Raw genomic sequence first — 20,602 nt, 5'->3', positions numbered from 1 at the left:
TCGGGCACAATAATTCATAGTGACAAGCCTTTCCTTGTGAGATAATAGAGAGGATGTAACAGGCACAGGGCGTCAAGCGATAGCTAGAGTCCCAGCGCCAAGCTATGGAGGTGATGAAGAATGACATATGCAAATCCTGATCGTGATACCATTCGCCAGATTCTTGAGCAAGTAGGTAATATTGCTGTAGTCGGCTTGTCGGACAAGACGGACCGTACATCTTATATGGTGGCTGCGGCCATGCAGAGCAGAGGCTACCGCATCATCCCGGTGAACCCCACTGCGGCAGGGCAGACTATTCTCGGGGAGACCTGCTATGCATCATTGAAAGAGGTTCCAGAACCCATTGATATGGTGAATGTCTTCCGCCGTAGTGAATTCTGTGCGGATGTCGCTCGTGAAGCCGTCGAGGTGAAGGCTTCTACATTATGGCTTCAACAGGGAATCATAAGTGAAGAGGCAGCCGAGATTGCAGCGGGCCATGGAATGCAGGTCATAATGGATCGTTGCATTAAAGTCGAGGAGGCGATCACCCGCCCGAATCGACCCTAGACTCTGTTACTCGGACGATCGAGTCGCCTTGGATGTTAGCAGAACGAATCCGATGTCTCATCGGGTTCGTTTTGCTTTGAAAATTTTTGACAAATGACAGCCGACCGCTTACCATCAGGATAGAAAGGAGAGGATAGCCATGAATTGGCTAGGATCCTTACAGCGGTTGGGCCGCGCGGTTATGCTGCCAACCATGGTGCTTCCTGCGGCTGCCATACTCCTTAGTCTGGCGAGTCTGCCTTGGAACCAATGGGGAATGCCACTGATTGCAGAGGTGGCTCAGGCGGCCGGGAACGGCATTTTTTACTTTCTGCCTTATTTTTTTGCCGTAGGTGTAGCTCTCGGCATGTCGAATCAGGCAGGGCAAGCGGGGCTTGCTGCTTTGGCCGGAATGGCCATCTATGACCAGGTTACAAAATATTTCGGGCAAGGACTGGTACATCCAGCCACCCTTATAGGCATTATCTTGGGCGTTATTTCTGCGGTCACGCATAATAGGTTCAAGAGCATCAAGCTGCCTGAGGTACTGCAGTTTTTTGGCGGTTCACGCTTCGTGCTATTGGTCATCGGGCTTTTCTCTGCCCTGTTTGCCTTTCTGATGCTGGGCATTGCCCCGGTACTTCAGGGGCTTTTGGGACAGTTGGCTGATCTGGAGCAGCATATGGGGGGCTTTGGCCTGTTCCTGTATGGCATTTTGTATCGGGTGCTTGTGGCATTTGGGCTTCATCATCTGCTGAATAATGTATTCTGGTTCCAGGTTGGGACCTATGAGACGCCTTCTGGACATATCGTGCAGGGTGACTTGCCTCGCTTCTTCAGTGGAGACCCGACAGCAGGCTACTTCATGTCAGGATTATTCCCTATTATGATGTTTGCGCTTCCGGCGATAGCCATTGCGATCATTCAGGAGGCTCGTGAGGATTTGAAGCCGAAGATTCGCAAGACGTTCCTCACGGCAGCGTTCGTATGCTTTTTGACAGGGGTGTCCGAGCAGATTGAGTTTGCCTTTTTGTTCGCAGCTCCTTATCTATTTCTAGTGCATGCTGTATTGTCAGGGCTGGCCATGTGGCTGACCTACGAGCTGGATATAAGGCATGGCTTCTCCTACTCGGCAGGCTTTATCGATTATGTGCTTAATTTCCACTTGTCAGAAAATGCCTGGTTGCTCATTCCTGTGGGCATCGCTTACGGACTAATCTACTATGTGTTGTTTCGCTGGGCCATCCGTACGTTCCGAATTCCGACGCCAGGTCGGGAGGAAGGGTCTGTACTGGAGGACTGGGCGGGGAGCATTCCTTACCGTGCACCGCTGATTCTGGAGGCGCTTGGAGGCAAGGAGAATATCGTGCAGGTGGAGTCCTGTATCACAAGGCTACGGCTGACTGTACATAATGACAGGCTTATTGATACGACAGCTATGAAAGCACTGGGCTCGGCAGGTCTGATCAAGCTGGGAGGCGGCAATGTGCAGGTCGTCTTCGGAACGTATTCAGAGCTCATTCGGGAGGAGATTGCCAAGCTACTGCAGCGTGATCTCACGCAGGTGTTGTTCAACGCTCCGGTACAAGGAAAAATGCTTCCGATCCATGAAGTTCCTGATCAGATTTTTGCTGCCAAGCTCGTGGGTGACGGTGTAGCTTTCATTCCAGAGAAGGGAGAGCTGGTCTCGCCTGTGCACGGCACGGTCATGCATCTGTATCCGACCATGCACGCCATCGGGATCGAGACACTCGACGGCATCGAAGTGCTACTGCATATCGGAATTGATACATCACAGCTCAAGGGTCATTTTACGGCCCTGGTGGCTGCTGGTGATCAGGTAGAGCCAGGACAACTGCTGATCAAGTTCGATCTGCAGGCTTTACGTCAGCTAGCGCCTTCGCTAGTGACACCGATGGTGATAACGAATCCGGACAGAATCAAATCATGGAGCTTCGCTCCGTTCAAGACGGTGAAGAAGGGGCAAGCGTCGGTCATGTCTGTTGTACTGTATGATAGGAATGTTGGAGGGGTTGAAACATGATATACGGCATAGGAGCTGCCTCGGGGATTGCCATCGGCAATGCTTTCGTTCTACCAAGCTGGGAGTGGGACTTAACCGATCAAAGAATGGACCCGGTGGACCTTGCCAAAGAATTTGAACGATTGTATGAAGGGATACGGACCTCCAAGGATGAGATTAATTCCATAAAGGATGAGTTCCGTGAGATCGTGGGGCCGGAGGAATCAAGCATATTTGATGCTCATCTGGCCATCCTCGATGATCCTGCATTCATGAATGAAATTCGCGGCATCATTGAACGACAATATAAGGCTGCTGAGGTAGCCGTCAAGGAAGCCATTGATCATTTTGTTACGATGTTCGATCTGTTGGACGATGAATATATGAAGGAGCGGGCGCTCGATATCAAGGATGTCGGGAATCGTTTGCTTAAGCATCTGTTGGGGGCCCCTGAGGTGACCCTGCCGAAGGACACGCAGCCATATATTCTGGTTGCTAAGGAGTTGTCGCCGTCTCAACTCGCCCATCTGAATCCGGGGCACGTCCTAGGGATTGTTACGCTGATCGGCGGGAAGACCTCCCATTCCGCTATCATGGCGCGTGCCCTCGGTATCCCACTCGTGTCAGGACTGGAAAGCAACAACAATCTGCCTGTTCAGACCGGGGATATGATGATTGTGGACGGGGACAACGGCAAGGTATATGTCAATCCTGGAGAGACGGCACTTCGTCGTTATACGAAGCTCCGTACAGAGCAGCTTCGTAAGAAGCAACAGCTTGAACTGCTCGCAACTGTCGATTCTGTAACGAAGGATGGCGAGCGAATTCATCTGGCTGCGAATATAAGCTCAGTTAAGGATTTGGAGATGGCCCTGAAGAACGGAGCCGAGGGTGTTGGATTGTTTAGAACCGAGTTTCTCTATATGGATCGGCCTGCTTTTCCGAATGAGGATGAGCAATTCGAGGTGTACAGACGTGTGGCGGAGAAGGCTGGCTCTCACCCAGTTGTCATCCGCACGCTGGACATCGGAGCGGACAAGCAATTGGATTACTTACCGCTTCAAGAGGAAGAGAACCCGTTCCTGGGCTACCGCGCTATTCGAATCAGCCTGGATCGACGTGATATATTCAAGACGCAGTTGAAGGCTATTTTGCGAGCGAGTGCGGCTGGTAATGTACGCCTGATGTACCCGATGATTTCTTCTGTAGAGGAGTTTCGTGAAGCCAATCAGGTACTTGCGGAGGCGATGCAGGAGCTTGAGGAACGAGGTGTTCCTTTCAACCCGCGTATGGAAAAGGGCATCATGATCGAGGTGCCGGGGGCAGCCTTGATAGCGGATTTGCTTGCGGAGGAAGCGGACTTTTTCAGCATCGGCACTAATGATCTGGTACAATATGTACTCGCTGTAGACCGCATGAATGAGCAAATTGCCCACATGTATCATCCCTATCACCCTGCTGTGCTGCGGATGCTCAGAATGATAGCGCAGGCAGCGCACAGGGCTGGCATCAAGGTAAGTGTATGCGGGGAGATGGCTGGGGACGAGCGCTCTGTTCCGCTCTGGCTGGAGCTTGGGATTCATAATCTCAGTATGTCGCCACAGTCTCTACTTCGTGTGAAGCATCGGGTGCTGAATACTACGGCCTCCAAGGCGAAGGTGATTGCTCAGGAATGCTTAGGCATCTCATATGCAGCGCAGATTGAGGAGAAATTAACCGTTGCAGCAGGCTTGGTTGTAGTCGACCAGGTCAAGGGCTGACGCGGCCAGCCGCGGGTCAACAGAGCATTACTTGGGTGATCACTCGGCTAGCTGTGAAGGCAATGGGTACCATAACGAACAGCAATGGTTGATTGACTCGGCAGAGCTGAACATGACTGAGTGTGATCACAATGTAGCTATAGCTTCTTAATAGGAAAGGGACGCCCGCTAGAATGAATTGCGGACGTCCCTTTATCATTTGGAGCTGAATGTGAAGTGCATACAAGTAGGTGAGTTGTGATGAAAGTTCGTCCAGCCCTACAGGAGCCTGTCAGAGTGACGCAGAGGCCTTTGCAGGGGACAATAGTAGCAAACTTCAACGCCATCTAGACAAAAGCTTAACAAAGCCTCAGGAAAGCTTACACGGGGTCAGAAAGCACTACAACGGAGCCTCACTGAGCTTAGAATGCCTCTGAATGCAACAGATGAGCCTATATGGCCCCACAGATTGCTACAAATGCCTCAACGGAGCTCTGAAGAACAAAGTTCTGCCTCTGAGCTAGCTCTTTATGTGCTTATCAACTTCGTTCGAGCGAACAGTGAGCTTGGCGCTGGTCGACAGGGCTCCTCACTTGTGCGATTCTACACATATATTCGATCCGGTCAACGTACTGGTAGCTTGATTAGTCCTTGGCTGCTAACAGATCACAAAATGCCTTGCCATAGGGCGGAAGGTCCGGCGGTCGACGTGCAGAGACGATATGTCCGTCTGTGACGACAGCCTCATCTTTCCAGATGGCGCCTGCGTTCTCCATATCGTCGCGGATGCCCGGCGTCGAGGTTACAGTGACACCATTCAGAATTTTGGCAGAGATTAGCACCCAGCCAGCGTGGCAAATCTGGCCAATGATCTTGCGATCAGCGTGCATTTCCTGAACAAGGCTGATCACCTTCGGATAGCGTCTTAGCTTATCAGGCGCCCAGCCGCCAGGTACCAGAATGCCATCATAATCACGGCTATCCAGCTCATCGAATGCATATTCTGCCTCCGCAGGGACCCCGTATTTACCGATGTAAGTCTTGCCCTTCTTCTCACCTGCGAGATGCACCTCTGCTCCCTCTTCGCGAACTCGATGGACGGGATACCACAGCTCCAAATCTTCGAATTCTTCATCTACCAGTGCAATTACTTTTTTTCCAGCCAATCTCATGTGTACACATCCCTTCTTCTGCTTTATGCTTTTAATATAACATTCGACGTGTAATACACCAAACGGACAGGGCTCCGTGCTGGAATTCGATAATTTATCCGTTTTTTTCGCGAAGTATGGCAATTTGTTCAACTTCTGTACAAAGGCAGGGAAATGAAGGCCAGAGGTCGAATCTCAAATGTATTGGCGTAGAATTAGATAATGGGGTGTATTGGAAAATGCGCAAGCATTGTAGTTGCGGGCGGGCGATGGGTCTGGAGTTACGAGTGATTATCTATGCCCGCAAGGTCAGAATCAGACATGTTCCTGTATATGTATGTGAGGAATGCTGTGGTTACGAGATCATGCCACAGGTTGCCGGACGTATGAAAGCCTTGATTGCGGAGCTTGGAAAGTCTCCCTCCCGGCAAAGCATATCGTTTGCTCAGCGGAATGAGCTGGCGGATGTCATACGTCTGTTCATTGCAGATGAGACCGATGCCCCTGGCGAGCATTGGGAACAGCGCTTTGAAGCCGCAAGGCAGGACAGGATTAATCTCTTGCTGGATCTTTATCGTGTTGCTTCCCAAAGTGGGGACGAGGCGTGGAAGTCACAGCTTCAAGAGAGGCTGGCTCAGCTCCCGGATTGCACCAATGATCCGTTGTTAACTGACGCTTGATACTTTTCATGAAAATTTTCATGGCCATCATTGGATTTTGCATGCACTTTTTGTTACCATGTAATTATGACTATCAGTGAAAGGAATGCATGTCCAATGGCTACTTTGAACCCGATCCACACTTCGGAGCAATTACACGCGGTACTGGACGCATCTTCGGACAAGCCTGTGCTTGTGTTCAAACACAGCACACGCTGTCCAATCAGTGCCCGTGCGCATCAAGAGGTAGAGAATTATCTGCGTTCCGCCAACGACAATTTTGAATACGGTATCATCCTTGTGGTTGAGGATCGTCCAGTGTCTCTGGAGGCAGCTGAGGTACTTCAAGTGAAGCATGAATCACCTCAGGTTATCCTTGTGAAGGATGGCTCAGTCGTCTGGCATACCTCCCATTCGGATATTACAGCTGGAACGCTTCAAGACACCCTGAGTCAGGTCTGAGAAGGCCTGTCATTGCGCAATTAAGGTTTTTGTCGTATCATGTTTTAAAATAGTATTTTGCACACATTGCTTCAAAATTCCACTGAATCTCATTATTCTATGCAGTATGGTACATAGGCAACTCCGGGATATGATTATACTGGCAGTACCGATTCGGATGGTAGATGCGAAATACATAACGGTACCTGGAGAACTGCAACGAAAATTTATCGGCAATGGAGAGAAGGAATGTGACGGTAACGATCTATGATGTTGCTCGCGAAGCAGGCGTGTCGATGGCGACCGTATCCCGCGTAGTCAACAATAACCCTAACGTAAAGCCCCAGACCCGCAAGAAGGTGTACGAAGCTATTGAGCGCCTCGGCTATCGTCCGAATGCTGTCGCAAGGGGACTCGCAAGTAAGAAGACCACGACCGTTGGGGTCGTGATTCCGGATATATCTAATTCGATTTTTGCGGAGATTGCGCGTGGTATCGAGGATATAGCTAACATGTACCACTACAATATTATCTTGTGTAACGCTGATAAACGTAAAGAGAAGGAAATCCGCGTCATCAATACGCTACTAGAGAAGCAGGTGGATGGACTGCTCTTCATGGGAGGTACGGTGACGGACGAGCATATTCAAGCGTTTCAGACGTCCGCTGTGCCTATTGTATTGTGTGCAACGAGCGACGAGAAGGGCTCTTATCCATCCGTGGATATCGATCACGAAGCTGCAGCATTTGACGCAGTCAGCACACTGATTCGTCACGGACACCGTCAGATCGCGATGATCAGTGGAACCCTTCAAGATCCTGCTAACGGCTATGCGCGTTTCCAAGGTTATAAGAAGGCGCTTGAAACAGCTGGAATTGAGTACCAGGAGGACCTGGTGCGTATTGGCAACTATCGTTATGAATCTGGCGTGGAAGCGATGAAATATTTTCTTGGATTGAAGAAAAAACCGTCCGCTATTTTCGCAGCTACAGACGAAATGGCTATTGGTGCCATTCACAGCATTCAGGATGAAGGCTTGAAGGTGCCTGATGATTTCTCGATCATTAGTGTGGATAACATTCGTATGGCCTCCATGGTGCGGCCGCAGCTTACGACAGTCGCGCAGCCGATGTATGATCTTGGCGCGGTAGCAATGCGTCTGTTGACTAAGCTGATGAAGAAGGAAAATGTGGAAAATCCACGCGTAATTTTGCCGCATGAGACGATTCTGCGTCTGTCTGTAAGCTCTGTGGACTAGATTAGACCTATAGATACAATATATGACTTGATCTTTTGCGTGCAAGGGATCAAGCAGGAAGAAAGCTCCTTTACGGGAGCTTTTTTTTCGAAATCAGACCTTGGAAGAGTCGCTCAATAGATGCAGCAGGGAAAAGGAGAGAACGTAATCATGAGTGAAGTGATAGGAATTATTGGAGCGATGGATGAGGAGATTGAATTGCTGCTGTCCTCAATGGAACAACAGAATCGAGTTGAGCGGGCAGGAATTATCTATGTCGAGGGAGAGATTGAGGGGCGGCGAGTGGTCGTCTGCAAATCAGGTGTTGGCAAGGTGAACGCGGCGGTGACTACACAGATTCTCATCGACTGCTTTCAGACGACGACCATTCTCTTTACAGGAGTGGCTGGTGCAGTCGACCCAGAGCTGAATGTGGGTGACATGGTGATTTCATCGACCTGTATGCAGCATGACATGGATGTCACGCCGCTTGGATACGCGAAAGGGATTATCCCTTATCAGGAGGTCTCGGAATTTGCAGCCGCCCCCGCGCTGATTCAATTGGCAGAGCAAGCATGTTCGGTTCTCGGAGCCAATTACCGGATTGGGAAGGTGCTGTCTGGAGATCAGTTCATTGCCAATGTGGAAAAGGTAGCATCTTTATATGAGGAGATGCAAGGGGCCTGTACAGAAATGGAGGGAGCAGCAGTGGCACAGGTATGCCATATGCACCGCATCCCATTCGTCGTTCTCCGATCCATGTCGGATAAGGCGGATGGCTCAGCCCATACCAGCTTTGCAGAGTTCACAGTAGAGGCATCCCGGCGCTCACATGCCATTGTAGATTACATGCTCAAGCATCTCCCGATCCACTAAGCTGCTATGCGTGCTGATCGCGGAAGCTACCTACTGAAACAGAAGCGACCTCCTGCTTCAAGCGAAGGTAATAGGTTGGTGGTGGTTGTGCAGGTTCACTAGGTTCACTTCACCACCAACCTTTGCTGTAAGCGCATGTATGGCTAATACATTTTACGTCGCTGAAAACGAACCCGATCAAAGGCTTCCTCGGAGGATAATGAGACATTCGGCCCCACACGGACCATAAGGCAGTTCGCAGGATGTGAACAAATCTCAGGGTCATCGGTCGCGTACCAGACCATCCCCACACATTTCATGAGCTGCTCCATCATCCTTCGATAGTCCCACACGGATAGCTTCGAGCCTTGTAAATCCCAATGCCAATAATACTCTGTCGTATATACGATATAATCATCGAGCTGTCCTTCACGAAAGCCTACCTGGATGAGTGCACGACCGATCCCGGTGGAGCGATAATCAGAAGCTACTTCTATGGCTCCCAGTTCCAGCAGGTCATCCATATTGGCCTCCGACCAGCGCTCCAGCTCGTCAGGATAATGGAAGGTGACATATCCGACAATGGTTGAATCCGTTCTGGCGATAATGACTCTTCCTTCTGGCAGAGCGGCAATCTCCATCAAAGCCTCATGCTGCTCCCGTGGTCTACGGAAGGCATCAAGCTGCTCATGGAGCTCAAGTCCCTCCAAATATTCGGCCGTTATCGGTCCCTCCACCACCAATGGTATTTCGGCATGCGGAAGCTGCTGCTGCTGGTATATTTTCGTATGCTGCATGAACAGGCTCCTTTCCTCGAAATGATGTCGGATTTACCTGTCTTCCCCTTTTTATAGCAAAAAAACAATTCTTTGAAAAGAATAGCGGTCACAAGTGTGCTATGCTATACTGATTTAGACATAAAAAGTTCACATTTTTCCAATAGCCAAAATAAACGAGCAAGATGAGGCATCTCATTTATCAGTCGTGAGGAGGCGAGAATTCATGCATAATGAATCAATGGAAAGTGTTGTATACGGTTCCAATATGGGCAATTATGAACAAGCCTGCAAGCGTTTTCAGTGGGAGGAGATAGAACGCCACTTCACCTGGTATAAGACAGGCAAGGTGAATATGGCACATGAAGCCATTGATCGGCACGTATATGAGGGGCGGGGGCACAGGACGGCGCTGCTCTATGCTGATGATGTCCGTGAGGAATCCTACACCTTTATGCAGCTATGTATGGAATCCAACCGCTCAGGTAATGTACTGCGTAAATTTCAGATTGGCCGCGGGGATCGTGTATTTGTGTTCATGCCACGTTCACCGGAGCTGATTATTGGCTTGCTAGGAATTTTGAAGGTAGGGGCCATCGCCGGACCGTTATTCGAAGCGTTCATGGAGACAGCTGTCAAGGATCGGCTGGAGGATAGCTCCGCAGTGGCGATCATAACGACACCTGAGCTGTTACCGCGTATTCGGCGTGAGGAGCTGCCACACCTGAAGCATATTTTTGTAGTAGGAGACAATGTGAATATAGAGGATGGACTCATTGACTGGAAGCACGAGATGGGTGAGGCTTCCTATGAGCTGGAGCCGGAGTGGCTGGGCCGGGAGGACGGATTGATCATTCATTACACCTCTGGCTCGACAGGCAAACCGAAGGGAGTGTACCATGTCCAAAATGCCATGATTCAGCACTACTACACGGGTAGACAGGTGCTTGATCTGCGTGAGGATGATATCTATTGGTGCACAGCTGATCCAGGGTGGGTGACAGGAACCTCTTACGGAATCTTCGCACCCTGGTTGAATGGAGCAACCAATGTCATTCGAGGAGGACGCTTTAACCCTCAGCAATGGTACCGCACGATTGAGCGCTATCAGGTTACGGTATGGTACAGTGCACCGACCGCTTTTCGCATGCTGATGGGTGCGAGTGCGGATATTCTGGATAAATATGATCTGACCAGTCTACGGCATGTCATGTCCGTCGGAGAGCCACTGAATCCGGAGGTCGTTCGTTGGGGCTGGAAGGCTTATGGTCAGCGCATACATGACACATGGTGGATGACGGAGACGGGCGGCCAGCTCATCTGCAACTACCCTGAGATGGCGATCAGGCCTGGCTCTATGGGTAAGCCATTACCAGGGATTGAGGCTGCTATTCTGGATGAACAGGGGCACAGGCTCCCACCGAATCATATGGGACATCTGGCGATTCGAACCCCATGGCCCTCCATGATGAAAGCGATCTGGAATAACCCGGATAAGTATCAGGAGTATTTTCGCTTTGAGGGCTGGTACGTATCTGGAGACTCTGCCTATATGGACGAGGATGGATATTTCTGGTTCCAGGGGCGGATTGATGATGTGATCAATTCCTCTGGGGAACGGATCGGCCCCTTTGAAGTAGAGAGCAAGCTGGTAGAGCATCCTGCGGTTGCAGAGGCTGGGGTGATCGGCAAGCCTGACGCTGTCCGGGGGGAACTAATCAAGGCGTTTGTAGCTTTGCGTGAGGGCTATGCAGCGACAGAAGAGCTGAAGGCTGAGATATATCAATTTGTAAAAGAGGGTCTCTCGGCGCATGCGGCTCCCCGTGAGATTGAATTCAGGGAAAAGCTGCCCAAGACACGCTCTGGCAAGATTATGCGACGTGTACTCAAGGCCTGGGAGCTAAACCTGCCTACAGGAGATCTATCGACGATCGAGGACTGATATGAACACTTATTAATTCTATCCTCTACAAAAAAAGAAACCTTCCTTATGATGAAATGGAGATCACAACCATTTCGAATCATAGGATCGGTTTCTTTTTTTATTATTTATCTACGCCTCACCAATCAAGGAGTCTTTGTGGCAGGAGAAAGTCCTGATTCACCCGCTGCGTTGATGGCGCTGATTCGGAATGAGCCTTTATTCAGACTGTGTGAGTTGTAATTGAAATGGGTACTCTGAGCAGTCCCTAAGAAATTAAAGGCATCTTTGCCGTCCTCACTATAGTAAACGTTATACCCTTGAATCCCTTCAGCAGAGGCATTTCCCTGCCAGGACAGGGAGATGCCATTAGCCGTTGCTTGCACTTGAGGTGCGGCTGGAGCTGAAGGAGGTCCAGCAGGTACTACAGGCTCACCAGTCTGGTCAGGTGGTGTGCTGTCAGGCGGTGGAGCAGCACCTGCAGTAACGGTAGCGCTAGGCGCAGATTCTCGACCAGCGACGTCTACAGCTGTAACATAATAGCTGCCTGTGCCTGCCGTGAACACCTTGCTGGCATCTGCCATGACGACTTTGCCTTGGCGTCTGAAATCTCCACCTGTAGACCGGTAGAGTCTATAGCCGACGACATCCTTATTTGGACTTGCGCTAAACGTAATGATGGCGTTCCCGTCCTTCGTCCCCGCACTTACATTGGATGGAGGAGATGGATCACTGCCGTCATCAGATCTCGGGTCGACATCCGTCGGCATATCCGCCGTAGCATCCTGCGGCAGATAATAGGAGATATCTCGGCGTCCTTTGACATAAGGCAAGGCCTTCTGCAGCTCCTTAATCAGCTCCGAGATAGGTTTCTCACGCTTGATTACTGTACGTTCCTTCAGCATATCGTCAGGAGTGCCATCTTTAGGGATGTAATTGACACCATTGAAGGTAATATATTTTGCTCTAGAAATACCATCGTCACGTTCCTTAGGAACGAATTTGCTGTTGAATTTGTCAGTCACAAAGCGATCTGTCATAGCAGTCGGAATCTTACCGCTGTAAGCCGATACAGTTCTGGTCACGATCCCGTCTGGGACAGGGAATGACTTGGTAGTGAACAGCTCAGGACGCTGCTCGACGACTTCATTCATAATCTGGGCCCACAGACGCCGTGCACGTTCCTTCTGAGCTGTTGTCTCCAGCTTATGCTCCTGATACTTGTAGCCAACCCAGACGCCTAGAGTAACATCTGGTGTAAAGCCCTCGAACCACACATCCGTATAGGATTGCGTCGTTCCGGTCTTCCCTACAATCGGAATATTACTGTGCTTGAAGTTGCGCTTTACCAGCCCACCGGTACCCTCAGTCACGACAGTTCTCAGCATATCGGTCATCAGATAGGCTGTCTGTGGTGAGAAGACGCGAACAGGCTCGTGGTCCTTCTTGTATACAACATTACCGTTAGAGTCGACAATCTTGGCAATCATGTAGGCATCATTGAATTGTCCGCCGTTGGCAATCGCACCATAAGCATTTGTCAGCTCTTCAACGGTCACGCCATATTTCATGCCGCCCAGTACCCCGGTCTGCGCCTGATAATCACTATCCTCGATGGTGGTGATCCCTAGCTTCTTGGCAAAATCCCAAGCATCCTTAATACCAACCTTCTCGTTGAAGATCTTGAGCGCTACGGTATTCATCGACTTATTCAGCGCATAGCGTGCTGTGACCAGTCCTTCATAACGATTGTTAGAATTCTTGGGAATATGATAGCTGTTCGAGCTGTTCTTCAGAATAATAGGGGAATCATCAAGGACACTTCCTGGCTGAACTGCTCCACTATCCAGAGCTGGCAGAAAGGCTGCAATGGGCTTCATTGCTGAACCGGGCTGCCTAACCATCTGCGTAGCGTAGTTCATCTGTTCCTCGTTGAAATCCCGTCCCTCGATCATTCCCAGGATGGCGCCTGTTTTATGATCAATTAGGATAGCTGCCGTCTGTTCCATTCCCTTGGTCTTGCTTGTAGGAGAGAAGTTGTTAGCGTTCTCCGAGATCGTATGCATCGCCTTATACACCGTCTTGTCGATTGTAGTGTAGACGCGATAACCACCTGTACGGAGTTGGTCCATAGCTTCCTGCAGGCGCTCACTGCTATTGCCTTGCGTGTCTGCATTCGCTGTCTGCTCGGAATTGTTCATGACAGACATTAGCACCTGTGCTGCCTGGCGTTCCGTTTCCAACATTAGATAAGGATAGGTGTTATATGCCTTGACGGTGCGTTTGGCTAGCGATCCTTTGACGTCAAAGGCCAGTGCTTCCTGATACTGAGCTTGTGTAATCTTGTTCTCCTGCAGCATCCGGCTCAGCACGAGCTTCTGCCGATTCATCGCCCTATTGAAGTTCTCTTCAACGAATTCACCCTTGCTGTTATAAGCAGAATATCTAGTCGGAAGCTGAGGCAGACCTGCCAGATAAGCGGATTGAGCGATGTTAAGCTCCTTCAGATCATTAATATTGAAAATACCTTTGGAGGCAGCCTTGATACCGAATACATTATATCCGTTGGAGCCTTTACCGAAGGGGACTTTATTCAGATATGCACTCATAATTTGATCCTTCGTCATGAATCGTTCCAGACGCAGGGACAGGAGGATTTCCTTTACCTTGCGATCCTCGGTCTGATCAAGACTCAGGAAGACTCGACGTGCCAACTGTTGGGTCAGTGTACTGCCGCCTGTCTGAACGGACTCGTTCAGCACCCTTTGCTTGACAGCGCGAAGTGTTCCAGAGATGTCTACACCTTTATGTTCATAAAAACGATTGTCCTCGATGGCAATGACAGAATCAATGACGATCTGAGGAATCTGGTCCAGACTGACAGGGCGTCTGTCCTCATCCGTACGAAGCTGTCCGATCGGTGAGCCGTCATTGAAATATGCGAAGCCAGTAATCGCATTTTCGCCTATCTGCTGTTCGATCATAGCCCTAGAACGCACGGGGTCATCCTTAACGATGGAAGCGACGTAGCCTGATACGGCTCCACCGGCAAACAGGATGCCCATAAAGGCTATAACGAATAGCCATTTCATGGTTATGCCCAGTCCGCGGAAAAATTTCCTCCAACGGGATACTTGACGTTTAGGGACTTTTTTGTTCTCATCAGTCATCAAGTCTTCCTCCTTTTAACAGGCACTATTATAGCACAAAAATATGGGTTCGACCCATAAGCACATAAGCCTGTCTTTTGAAAACTGACGATTCAAGAACGCTTATAATTGTAAAAAAAGGCAGGGGAAATACAATATTTGATGCAAGCAATGTAGTGTACTATTCATAAATGCGAAAAAAAGGAGAACCTCAAAGAGCTGATTTGCTCTTGAGACTCTCCTTTCGGTAATTCTAGTTACAAATTAACGGTTGTAGAATTCGACGATTTGCTTCTCATCGATGTCTTGGGACAGCTCAGCACGCTCTGGCAAACGGATGTATTTACCTTCGAACGCAGCATCGTTGTACTCCAGGTAAGAAGCCAGGTGTGTACGGTTCTCCAATGCTTCCTTGATGGAAGCCATTGTGCGGCTTCTTTCACGAAGACCGATAACATCACCAGGAGATACTTGGTAAGAAGCGATGTCTACCTTTTTGCCATTCACAGTCACGTGACCGTGGGATACCAATTGACGGGAACCCGCACGGGAGTTCGCGAATCCAAGACGGTATACCAGGTTGTCCAGACGGCTTTCGAGCAGGAACATGAAGTTCTCACCGGCAATACCTTGCATATTTTGAGCTCTGTTGAACAGTGTGCGGAATTGCTTCTCGCCCAGACCGTACATGTGACGCAGCTTTTGCTTTTCTTGCAGCTGCATACCGTAGTTGCTCATTTTTCTGCGTTGGTTAGGACCGTGTTGTCCCGGTGGGAAAGGGCGTTTCAATTCTTTACCAGTGCCGCTCAGAGAAATACCGAGACGACGGCTTAATTTAAATTTAGGACCAGTGTAACGTGCCATTATAGAGTTAACTCCTTCATAATTAAATTTGAGTCGGGCTCTCTTTGCGCTCTAGAGTGTCTGGCATGTAAATCAGATCATGCACAACTGACAGGAAAGTTCAGCCGCTGTCCTGTTAGCAACACAACAGATGAGGGTGACACAACCGTTTCGCCCAAATTTAAGACCGGAGCAGTAATGTATACCACCCAGTCTTCATCAACAATAAATATTATATGAAACGTAGTGGTAATGTCAAGAAAATTAAAAAAAGAAAACGTCAAAAAATGTCGATAGGTCTAATGGACTAAAAATTTGGGCCAATTCACTGAAAAATGGATGCAAATGCGAAGGGAAAGGAGTAAAATAGAGCATGTCTACATTCCTCGATTGCGTCTTCGTGTTAGATGCCTTTCAGAATTGCGCTAGAAGGAGTTGTACAAGATATCCAGCCTTCTGTTGAGAATTTGTACAGGAGGAGGGTTATATCATTGCTGTGAAGGAGCGCCCGATATGTCAGAATTTCCATCAGCGGATGACAACGTCCTCGTGAGTAACAAGACCAATCCAATAAAGCCGCTGTTAGACGGGCAATGCCCGGATTTTCTTTCTTGGCTGCAAAACATGGACATTACGCCTTTGGATTTTCCATACATTGATAATCTGCTGCTTACCGCATATACAGACTGGATTAGGCAGTCTGAAGGATTAGAGTGGCTACGGAAATTCTCCACAGCCGTATTTAACACCGGAAGTGCACAGATAGCTGGCGCATGGGAGACTGAGGTATATCAAGCCTGTGCGTCAAGAGTACTGAGTTCCGGTGCATGTGAGCACACGATTGAAGAATCCCCGGGTGGTATTCGCAACGTCGTCTACGGTGTTCCCTTATTTTCCCGGGTTCATCATGACCTGTTTGCTGTTCTGCTCTTCAAGATACCAGCGCAGGCGACCAGCGTTGCTCCGGGTCCTAGCACAGACTCACTTCAGACGGCTGCATTACATTACCGTAGCGTGTTCTATCAGAAATTCGAGAATCTGTTCGTTGCAGATCTTCTGCATTCGAAGAATACGGTGGGTGGCCCGTCCAAGACGCCGTCTATTCTATTTCAATTGGTAAAGCGCATGCATGACAAGATCGAAGTGGATGCAGTGCTGGATGAGGTGTTCGACAGTATATCGGACATGTTCCCCGATGTGGAGATTACATTGTATATGGCTCAGGAGAGGCAGAATCTCAATCTGCGGGTAAAGCAGCTACTTCTGGATCAGAAGAGCAGCAATGTCAGCGTGAAGGCCTTTGTCAGTGGCCAGCCTGCAGTGGGGCAGGTGGATGGTCAGGAGATCACCGAGCTAGGCATTCCATTGAAGGGCAAGCAGGGCACATATGGTGTTGTGCATCTGCAATTGCCGCCAGGGCAGAAGGAAATGAGCGAAATGGATATCAGCCTGATTACGATGATGGCGGACACAGCTGGAGTAGCTTTTGAGAACGCTAACCTGCTGGAGCAGTCCAACCTGCTCATCCAGGAGCTCAGATTGATCAACGAACTGGTCCAACGCCTGAATCAGAGTCTTCAGCTTACTGATATCGTTCATTTTGCCATCTTCGAGCTTATGTCCATTTTTCAGGCCGAGAATTGCTGCATTGTGCAGCTTGAAGAGAATGGAGAACATTCAAAAATCATTGGCTGCAACGTGAGGGCTTTTGAAAATAGAGTTCTATATGGAGATTCAGGATTTTCAGGCCATATCCAGAGTTCTGGTGAACCGGTGATCGTCTCCGATTATAGCAAGGAGTCTGCGATTGTGTCCGAGCTAATGAACGAGACGGGCTCGAAATCCATGATTGGTGTTCCGCTGCTCATGAGCGGCAAGGTCCGAGGCTCGATCATGCTGACGCATACACAGCCCTATTATTTCTCGTATAATAACTATAAATTGCTCCAGATGTTCTCGACGCACATCGGACTCGCACTCATGAATGCTTCCTTGCATGCACAGGTGAGAAGATTGGCTAATATGGATATGTTAACAGGATTACACGTACGCCATTATCTGGACAAGGTCATTCAGGAGCACCAGCAGAAGGATTTCTGTGGATCTCTTATTCTCATTGATATCGATCAGTTCAAGCGAGTTAACGATACGTTTGGACATCAGAAGGGCGACGATGTGCTGAAAATTGTCAGCGGAATTATTAAGGATAGTGTCCGCAGTGAGGATCTCAGTGCCCGTTGGGGTGGTGAGGAGCTAGCCATCTACTTGCCTCAGTTAGGTATTTACCAGGCTCTTCAGGTGGCCGAGACGATCCGCAAGAAGGTACCAGGAGAGACGGATCCGTCGGTTACCATCTCCTGCGGTATTGCGGAATGGAGCTGGATGGACGATCAGGTCAGCATAGAGAAGCTGTTCTATAGAGCTGATATGGCGTTGTACGATGCCAAGAAGCAGGGGCGCAATCGTACGGTGCTTGAGAATCTGGACGCTGAGCTTATGGGCCAGATCGAATGATATGCAGCAGATGTATAGCTATTGGAACCGAATTAAACTCATGAACTGTAAGCTCTCCTAAGCTCGTTGCCACTATGGCTGCGTGCAGGAGGGCTTATTTGTCGCATCAGCGGCTCAAATCTGTTCTAAGGGCCTATTCCTCTCCCGACCCTGCTAGGGCACAGCTTGCAGACTGTAATTCTGAATATAAGCGGGGGGAGTAGGGAAGCCTATTGTGCTGAACCTAGATTTTGGGGAGGCGGTAGATATGAGAGGATGGCGAATATACGCAGTGATCATCATCTGTACACTTCTGGCAGAGGGCTGCTTGAATGCAGATCAGGGCCACACGCCGCAGGAGCTGTACAGAATGGCTTCAGCTGGGATTGCGGGTAAGGAACGTATGAGCTTCCGCGGAATGGCCGCGATTAGGCGATCTAACAGTAGCTTGTTTGAGCAGCAGATACATTATGAGGGTTCTTTGCGTGGGCATGATGTCGTCGAGATTCGGACAATACTGCCGTCGGAGGAAGCAACGCTTTCCCCCGGACACAAGACGTCTAGCGAGCACAAGCCTTTTTCTATTGAAAATAAAGGCGGGCCAAAATCAATGATGCGGCGAGCACAAGGCAAGTGGCAGTTGAATTCATTGGGCAGCAGGGAGTGGGATGGGACGGTGGGGCGATTCAATCCATTTCATCAATTAAGTCAGCTGGACCGCTACAATAAGCTTGTATCATTGGAAAGCGGTTCTCCCCGCGGTGTCAAAATGCTTCGGATTGAATTGACTCCGGCCGACGCCAAGCAAATGCTTCGTGATGAATTGACTACGGAGATGGAGAGTATGGAGACCCATTATTTGAAGCAACTGCAGCAAATGGATGCAGTAGCCACCGTTCATAAAGATGAGCTACGCCAGGAGATTCAGCATACCCGCAAGCAGGAGCAGAGCGAGATGCTGAACAGACTTAAGGATGCCGAGGTGCGCGCCGTCTATCACATGACCATTGATAAGGCAACCAGTCTGCCATTGCGTCTGTCCTCCGAGACGAAGTTAAGCTACAAGAATGATCCGGAACAGGGAGAAGCATTGGTAACGGATGTTTTTTTTGAAGGGTATTAAGTTGTGTGAAAGAACGTGATACAATAAATAATGAAGAATTAACCTGTGTTCAAATGTGCATTTGCAGGTGATTACATAATCGGCTAACGCTGTAAATTAAAAGCTTGCAAAATGCCTAGGAATGAATGGACAAAGCAAGCATAGAGGAGAGAGCTTAATGAAGGACCCAAGAATTTTAAAATTGGCAGAGACACTCGTCGGCTATTCTGTTGATGTTCAGCCAGGCGAGAATATTTTGGTAGAGATGATCGGTTCGGAGCGGGATTTGCTTAACGCCATCATTGAGGAAATAGCTAAGCGTGGGGGAAATGCCTTCGTTGAGCTGACGGACCGCAGGGTGCAACGAGTGATGCTGCGCAATGCCAATCGTGAGCAGATTGAGACATGGGCAAAGCTGGACCTGGAGCGTATGAAGCAAATGCACGGATACATTGGTATTCGCGCAGGCGAAAATGTAAATGAACTGTCCGATGTTCCAGAGGACAAGATGAAGCTGTACAACTCATTGTACTCGCATCCGATCCATAGTGAACAGCGTGTCAAGCATACTAAATGGGTAGTTCTTCGTTATCCTAATGCAAGTATGTCTCAGCTGGCGAATACAAGCACAGAGGCCTTTGAGGACTTCTATTTCGATGTATGCACGCTGGATTATGCCAAGATGGATAAAGCACAGGACGCGCTTGCTGACCTGATGAGCCGTACAGACAAGGTGCGTATTACAGGACCGGGAACAGACCTGTCCTTCTCGATCAAAGATATTGGAGCTATCAAGTGCTCAGGCAAGCGCAATATTCCTGATGGAGAGGTCTATTCTGCTCCTGTCCGTAATTCGGTTAACGGTACGATCAGCTACAATACACCGACTCTGTACAATGGTGTGACTTTCGACAATGTGAAATTCCGGTTCGAGAACGGAAAAATTGTTGAAGCAGAGAGCAACAACAGTAGCAAGCTGAATGAAATTCTGGATACAGACGAAGGTGCACGTTACATTGGTGAATTCGCAATTGGCTTCAACCCGTACATTTTGACACCAATGAAGGACATCCTTTTCGACGAGAAGATCGCCGGCAGTCTGCACTTCACGCCAGGTCAGGCCTATGAAGAGGCTGATAACGGCAACCGCTCCTCCATTCACTGGGATCTGGTGTTCATTCAACGTCCTGAATACGGCGGCGGAGAGATCTACTTTGACGACGTCCTGATTCGCAAGGATGGCATCTTCGTGTTGCCGGAGTTGGAGTGCTTGAATCCGGATCAGCTGAAATAGGATTAATTTCTTGCTGAGAAAGCGGATTCAATGTATCATGAATGGAGTAATAAATCATATGATACAACAAGGTAATCCAGTTAAATCGGAGGGATTCATATGTCCAGTAACAATGCAGCAGTAGTAGAAATCGCCCAGACCGCAGGTAAGTTCACATCGTCCATCGTGCTTCATTCGGACAACAAGTACATTGATGTGAAGAGTATTCTGGGATTGTTCACCACACTGGTGAATAGCCACAGCTACGAGCTCCATGTGCACGGACCGGATGCAGATGAGGCTAAGCAAGCTATGGCAGAGGTATTTGCCAAGCACGGCATGGAAATTCAAGTCGTGACTGACTAGAACGATCAGAATCGATCTGTGTAGCTTCAGAATTAGTTATAC

General features: G+C 49.2%; 16 protein-coding genes. 12 read left to right on the top strand and 4 right to left on the bottom strand.

All coding sequences use genetic code 11. From position 1 onward, the window contains the following. Nucleotides 1-120 precede the first annotated feature (120 nt). From MKX74_RS17010 to ptsP, 3 genes are all read left to right on the top strand, one after another. Nucleotides 121-552 (top strand): CoA-binding protein, encoded by a 432-nt coding sequence (locus MKX74_RS17010; protein ID WP_018887510.1) that lies wholly within the window; start codon nt 121-123, stop codon nt 550-552. Nucleotides 553-691: 139 nt separating this feature from the next. Continuing rightward, a complete protein-coding gene (locus tag MKX74_RS17005) occupies nt 692-2,575 on the top strand; it encodes a glucose PTS transporter subunit IIA (protein ID WP_018887511.1) in 1,884 nt (627 codons plus the stop codon). Further along, a complete protein-coding gene (ptsP, locus tag MKX74_RS17000; protein ID WP_341179199.1) occupies nt 2,572-4,314 on the top strand; it encodes a phosphoenolpyruvate--protein phosphotransferase in 1,743 nt (580 codons plus the stop codon). The genes MKX74_RS17005 and ptsP overlap by 4 nt, the downstream gene beginning before the upstream one ends. 623 nt (nt 4,315-4,937) lie before the next feature. On the opposite strand, the gene MKX74_RS16995 is transcribed toward ptsP, so the two are convergent. After that, complete coding sequence (locus tag MKX74_RS16995) at nt 4,938-5,465, bottom strand: type 1 glutamine amidotransferase domain-containing protein (RefSeq protein ID WP_341179198.1); 528 nt, start codon at nt 5,463-5,465, stop codon at nt 4,938-4,940. Nucleotides 5,466-5,683: 218 nt separating this feature from the next. Here MKX74_RS16995 and MKX74_RS16990 point away from each other — a divergent pair, with 218 nt between their 5' ends. The 4 genes from MKX74_RS16990 to MKX74_RS16975 all read left to right on the top strand — a co-directional run bounded on the left by MKX74_RS16990 (nt 5,684) and on the right by MKX74_RS16975 (nt 8,658). Beyond that, nucleotides 5,684-6,124 (top strand): hypothetical protein, encoded by a 441-nt coding sequence (locus MKX74_RS16990; protein WP_028588907.1) that lies wholly within the window; start codon nt 5,684-5,686, stop codon nt 6,122-6,124. Nucleotides 6,125-6,220: 96 nt separating this feature from the next. Further along, nucleotides 6,221-6,565 (top strand): bacillithiol system redox-active protein YtxJ, encoded by a 345-nt coding sequence (ytxJ, locus tag MKX74_RS16985; RefSeq protein WP_018887516.1) that lies wholly within the window; start codon nt 6,221-6,223, stop codon nt 6,563-6,565. A 230-nt stretch (nt 6,566-6,795) separates the two neighbouring features. After that, nucleotides 6,796-7,803: a catabolite control protein A gene (ccpA, locus tag MKX74_RS16980; RefSeq protein ID WP_133567238.1), complete on the top strand. Its 1,008-nt coding sequence runs from the start codon at nt 6,796-6,798 to the stop codon at nt 7,801-7,803. A 150-nt stretch (nt 7,804-7,953) separates the two neighbouring features. Then, on the top strand, nt 7,954-8,658 hold the full coding sequence (locus MKX74_RS16975; protein ID WP_341179197.1) for a 5'-methylthioadenosine/adenosylhomocysteine nucleosidase: 705 nt from the start codon (nt 7,954-7,956) through the stop codon (nt 8,656-8,658). A 143-nt stretch (nt 8,659-8,801) separates the two neighbouring features. Here MKX74_RS16975 and MKX74_RS16970 read toward each other — a convergent pair whose 3' ends face one another. Further along, nucleotides 8,802-9,434 (bottom strand): GNAT family N-acetyltransferase, encoded by a 633-nt coding sequence (locus MKX74_RS16970; RefSeq protein WP_341179196.1) that lies wholly within the window; start codon nt 9,432-9,434, stop codon nt 8,802-8,804. Between the two features lie 205 nt (nt 9,435-9,639). Here MKX74_RS16970 and acsA point away from each other — a divergent pair, with 205 nt between their 5' ends. Then, a complete protein-coding gene (gene acsA, locus MKX74_RS16965) occupies nt 9,640-11,355 on the top strand; it encodes an acetate--CoA ligase (RefSeq protein WP_341179195.1) in 1,716 nt (571 codons plus the stop codon). Nucleotides 11,356-11,480: 125 nt separating this feature from the next. Here acsA and MKX74_RS16960 read toward each other — a convergent pair whose 3' ends face one another. Both MKX74_RS16960 and rpsD read right to left on the bottom strand, forming a co-directional pair. Continuing rightward, nucleotides 11,481-14,504: a transglycosylase domain-containing protein gene (locus MKX74_RS16960; RefSeq protein ID WP_341179194.1), complete on the bottom strand. Its 3,024-nt coding sequence runs from the start codon at nt 14,502-14,504 to the stop codon at nt 11,481-11,483. A gap of 243 nt (nt 14,505-14,747) precedes the next feature. Beyond that, nucleotides 14,748-15,347: a 30S ribosomal protein S4 gene (gene rpsD, locus MKX74_RS16955; protein WP_341179193.1), complete on the bottom strand. Its 600-nt coding sequence runs from the start codon at nt 15,345-15,347 to the stop codon at nt 14,748-14,750. A gap of 492 nt (nt 15,348-15,839) precedes the next feature. Between rpsD and MKX74_RS16950 the strand changes: the two genes are divergently transcribed. The 4 genes from MKX74_RS16950 (at nt 15,840) to MKX74_RS16935 (ending at nt 20,560) form a co-directional block, all read left to right on the top strand. Then, nucleotides 15,840-17,840: a sensor domain-containing diguanylate cyclase gene (locus MKX74_RS16950; protein WP_341179192.1), complete on the top strand. Its 2,001-nt coding sequence runs from the start codon at nt 15,840-15,842 to the stop codon at nt 17,838-17,840. Between the two features lie 247 nt (nt 17,841-18,087). After that, nucleotides 18,088-18,942, top strand: a complete 855-nt coding sequence (locus MKX74_RS16945) for a hypothetical protein (protein WP_341179191.1) — start codon at nt 18,088-18,090, stop codon at nt 18,940-18,942. Between the two features lie 157 nt (nt 18,943-19,099). Then, nucleotides 19,100-20,215 (top strand): aminopeptidase, encoded by a 1,116-nt coding sequence (locus tag MKX74_RS16940; protein WP_018887525.1) that lies wholly within the window; start codon nt 19,100-19,102, stop codon nt 20,213-20,215. A gap of 99 nt (nt 20,216-20,314) precedes the next feature. Then, nucleotides 20,315-20,560 (top strand): HPr family phosphocarrier protein, encoded by a 246-nt coding sequence (locus tag MKX74_RS16935; RefSeq protein ID WP_018887526.1) that lies wholly within the window; start codon nt 20,315-20,317, stop codon nt 20,558-20,560. The last annotated feature ends 42 nt before the right edge of the window (nt 20,561-20,602 follow it).

The organism is Paenibacillus sp. FSL K6-1230 (assembly GCF_038002385.1).
Classification (GTDB): Bacteria; Bacillota; Bacilli; order Paenibacillales; family Paenibacillaceae; genus Paenibacillus; species Paenibacillus massiliensis.
The sequence above is the reverse complement of the archived record's forward strand: the minus strand, read 5'-3'. Positions and strand labels throughout refer to the sequence as shown.